Origin of the sequence: Pseudomonas sp. Sample_22, assembly GCF_004307635.1 — a bacterium.
Classification (GTDB): Bacteria; Pseudomonadota; Gammaproteobacteria; order Pseudomonadales; family Pseudomonadaceae; genus Aquipseudomonas.
Genome location: NZ_RCNY01000095.1, coordinates 18,730 through 22,062, shown reverse-complemented (window position 1 = coordinate 22,062; position 3,333 = coordinate 18,730). Strand labels below are relative to the sequence as shown.

General features: G+C 57.7%; 4 protein-coding genes. 2 read left to right on the top strand and 2 right to left on the bottom strand.

The genetic code is table 11. From position 1 onward, the window contains the following. Nucleotides 1-18 precede the first annotated feature (18 nt). The gene (locus tag D8U73_RS28335; RefSeq protein ID WP_056853137.1) at nt 19-513 is read right to left on the bottom strand and encodes a SprT family zinc-dependent metalloprotease; all 495 of its coding nucleotides are present in this window, start codon (nt 511-513) and stop codon (nt 19-21) included. Between the two features lie 159 nt (nt 514-672). Further along, nucleotides 673-1,275 carry a Yip1 family protein gene (locus D8U73_RS28330; protein WP_056853136.1) on the bottom strand — a complete coding sequence of 201 codons (603 nt, stop codon included), beginning with the start codon at nt 1,273-1,275 and terminating at the stop codon, nt 673-675. Between the two features lie 282 nt (nt 1,276-1,557). On the opposite strand from D8U73_RS28330, the gene ttcA reads away from it, so the two are divergent. Both ttcA and D8U73_RS28320 read left to right on the top strand, forming a co-directional pair. Next, on the top strand, nt 1,558-2,382 hold the full coding sequence (gene ttcA / locus D8U73_RS28325; protein ID WP_056853135.1) for a tRNA 2-thiocytidine(32) synthetase TtcA: 825 nt from the start codon (nt 1,558-1,560) through the stop codon (nt 2,380-2,382). 130 nt (nt 2,383-2,512) lie between these two features. Further along, nucleotides 2,513-3,187, top strand: a complete 675-nt coding sequence (locus D8U73_RS28320; protein ID WP_130906342.1) for a DNA-3-methyladenine glycosylase I — start codon at nt 2,513-2,515, stop codon at nt 3,185-3,187. Nucleotides 3,188-3,333: the final 146 nt, after the last annotated feature.

Genomic DNA, 3,333 nt, shown 5'->3' with positions numbered 1-3,333 from the left:
GCCAGCAGAAAGATCCGCCTATTCGACCCGCATTTCCCCACTGAACACCAAGGTGTTGCGACACCGCCGACACAAATACCGCCGCCCCTGGCGCACCAGGCCATGGCGCTGCGCCGAGAACGGGAAATCGCTGTCGGCGCACGGGCACTTGTAGATGTAGCGGGTGACGCTGCGGCGCTTGACGTCGTAGGTGTGGCAGCGATTGGGCGGCAGTTCGTACACGCCGCGCATGATCAATTGCCACTCTTCGCCATGGGGCTGAATGCGGTCGCCGAACAGTTGATGAGCGATCAGGTGGGCAACTTCGTGGGCCACTGTCTGCTTGAGGAAGTCCTCGGTGTTTTCCCGGTACAACTGCAGGTTGAAACGCAGCAGGTTCTCGTGCAAATGCGCGACACCGGCTTTTTGCCCGCGCAGCTTGAGGCTCACCACGGGGCGTTTGAAAGGTCGTTTGAAAAAGGATTCGGCTTGTTGGAAACAGTCTTCGACGCGGGTATTGAGTTGCTCGGGCATGCTTGATGGATCTCCAGAGACGTTGAGTATGCCGCAACCCTCGGGCCTTGCGAATCGTTTGAGCGCCGAATGGTCGTTGCGTTTCTTCTGGCAGGAGGCATCAAAAGGCCGCCTTGCGGCGGCCTGTGTCGGCAGATCTGATTTTTGGAGGGTGTGTTGCTAATTCGTATAGACCGGCCCCACGCCGAGTCCCCAGACAATGACAGTGAACGCCATGATAGCCACCAGCACGACCAGGCCTACGGCGAGCACCGAACTGGAAAACAGAAAGCCCTCGTCAGTTGGAATGTTCATGAACGTCGGTAGCCCGACATACAACAGATAGACCGTGTAGCAGATCGCCGCAGTGCCGACGATCATCCCCAGCCACATATGCGGGTACAGCGCCGCCAAGCCGCCGATGAACAGCGGCGTCGCGGTGTAGGTCGCGAAGGCCACGCAGCGTGCCAGGCTGGGATTGGCGTCATAGGTGCGGGCCATCCAGTGAATGAACGCGCCCATGACCGCGACGCCACCGAGCATCGCCAGGTACGACATGATCGTCATCCAGAGCGCACTTTCCATCGTCAACATCACTGGCGGCCGGTTACCGATCACCCAGCCGACCTGCGTGGTGCCGATAAACGCCGACACAGCAGGGATGGCCGCCAGAATCAGGGTGTGGGTCAGGTACATGTGGCTGATGCTTTCCTCCTGGTCGCCACGGATTTCTTTCCATTCTTGGTCAGGGTGGGTGAAGAGCCCCACTACGTGATGGATCATGCCAGTCACTCCTCTTTTATACCGTCGCCCCCCAGTGGAGCGCCTACGGGCCAATACGGCCAAGTAAGTAAAAGGTCTGGAATACGAATGCGACCTTATGTCGCAGTATAGGAAGGAGTTAACCGCACAAGGAGAGGGGGCTTAGAGCAAATTGCGCTGTAAAGCCTGCGCTTAATCGCAGTTGCATCTGTAGAACGGCAGGCGATCCGTCAGGACGCTTCGCCCGGCATAGGTTTTTGCGTAAAATGCCCGCCTTTCGTCACACCTCACGGATTTCGCGTCATGGGCACTCTTACGGTCAACCAGAACAAACTGCAAAAGCGCCTTCGCCGCCAGGCCGGTGAGGCTGTTGCCGATTTCAACATGATTGAAGACGGCGACAAGGTCATGGTCTGCCTGTCCGGCGGTAAGGACAGCTACACCATGCTCGATGTGCTGATGCACTTGCAGAAGGTCGCGCCGATCAAGTTCGAGATCGTGGCCGTGAACATGGACCAGAAACAACCGGGTTTCCCTGAGCACGTGCTGCCGGCTTACCTCAAAGAGCTGGGAATCGAGTATCACATCGTCGAAAAAGACACTTACTCGGTGGTCAAGGAACTGATTCCCGAAGGGAAAACCACTTGCTCGCTGTGCTCGCGCCTGCGTCGCGGCACGCTGTACACGTTCGCTGACGAGATCGGCGCGACCAAAATGGCCTTGGGTCATCACCGCGACGACATCGTCGAGACGTTCTTCCTCAACATGTTCTTCAACGGTTCGCTCAAGGCCATGCCACCCAAGTTGCGCGCCGATGACGGACGCAACGTGGTGATCCGCCCGTTGGCCTACTGCAACGAAAAGGACATCCAGGCTTATTCGGACTTCAAGCAGTTCCCGATCATCCCGTGCAACCTCTGCGGTTCCCAGGAAAACCTGCAACGTCAGGTGGTCAAGGAAATGCTCCAGGACTGGGAGCGCAAGACCCCAGGCCGTACCGAGAGCATTTTCCGCAGCTTGCAGAACGTGATCCCGTCGCAACTGGCGGACCGCAACCTGTTCGACTTCACCAGCCTCAAGATCGACGAAACGGCGGCTTCGCGCTTCGTCAACGTGGTTAACCTTTAATCACCTTGATGTGGGAGCCAGCCTGCTGGCGATAGCGGTGGGTCAGACAAATCATTGTCGGCTGACACTCCCTCATCGCCAGCAGGCTGGCTCCCACATGGGTTTATTCATCTAATCCTCAGGAGAGGGCATGCGCGACTACAAGTGGCTGAATGAATTCTGCCTGAACCGTTTCGGTTCGGCGGCTGAACTGGAAGCCCATCTGCCCGTTCCCAAGACCCCGGCGCAATTGCGCAAGATCAGCGATGACCGCTACCTCTCGACCATGGCATTGCGCGTATTCCGTGCCGGGCTCAAACACAGCCTGGTGGACGCCAAATGGCCGGCCTTCGAAGAAGTGTTCTTCAAGTTCGACCCGGAAAAAGTCGTGCTGATGAGCGCCGAGCATCTGGAACGCCTGATGCAGGACGCGCGGATTATCCGCCACCTGGGCAAATTGAAGAGTGTGCCGCGCAATGCGCAGTTCGTGCTGGACGTCGCCATTGAGAAGGGCAGCTTCGGTGCGATGATCGCCGATTGGCCGGTGACCGATATCGTCGGCTTGTGGACGATGCTGAAAAAGCGCGGCCATCAATTGGGCGGCCTGTCTGCGCCGCGTTTCCTGCGCATGGTCGGCAAGGATACCTTTGTGCCGAGTTACGATGTGGTCGCGGCGTTGAACGCACAGAACATCATCGACAAGGTGCCAACCAGCCTGCGCGACCTGGCGCTGGTGCAGGATGTGTTCAACCAATGGCATGAAGAAAGCGGCGGACGGCCGATGAGTCAGATTTCGATGATGCTGGCCTACACCGTCAATCATTGAGACCGAGTCGGTCGAGCGCGACCCCGGCCTATCGCTGGCAAGCCAGCTCCCACAGTGATTGGAGTTGTCCACACATTTTGTGTTCAAACCACAATACCTGTGGGAGTTGCTCACAGAATTTGTGTTCAAACCCAATACCTGTGGGA

Coding starts and splice junctions, on each gene's coding strand:
- D8U73_RS28335 (WP_056853137.1), bottom strand. CDS start 513: ATGCCCGAGCAACTCAATACCCGCGTCGAAGACTGTTTCCAACAAGCC.
- D8U73_RS28330 (WP_056853136.1), bottom strand. CDS start 1,275: ATGATCCATCACGTAGTGGGGCTCTTCACCCACCCTGACCAAGAATGG.
- ttcA (WP_056853135.1), top strand. CDS start 1,558: ATGGGCACTCTTACGGTCAACCAGAACAAACTGCAAAAGCGCCTTCGC.
- D8U73_RS28320 (WP_130906342.1), top strand. CDS start 2,513: ATGCGCGACTACAAGTGGCTGAATGAATTCTGCCTGAACCGTTTCGGT.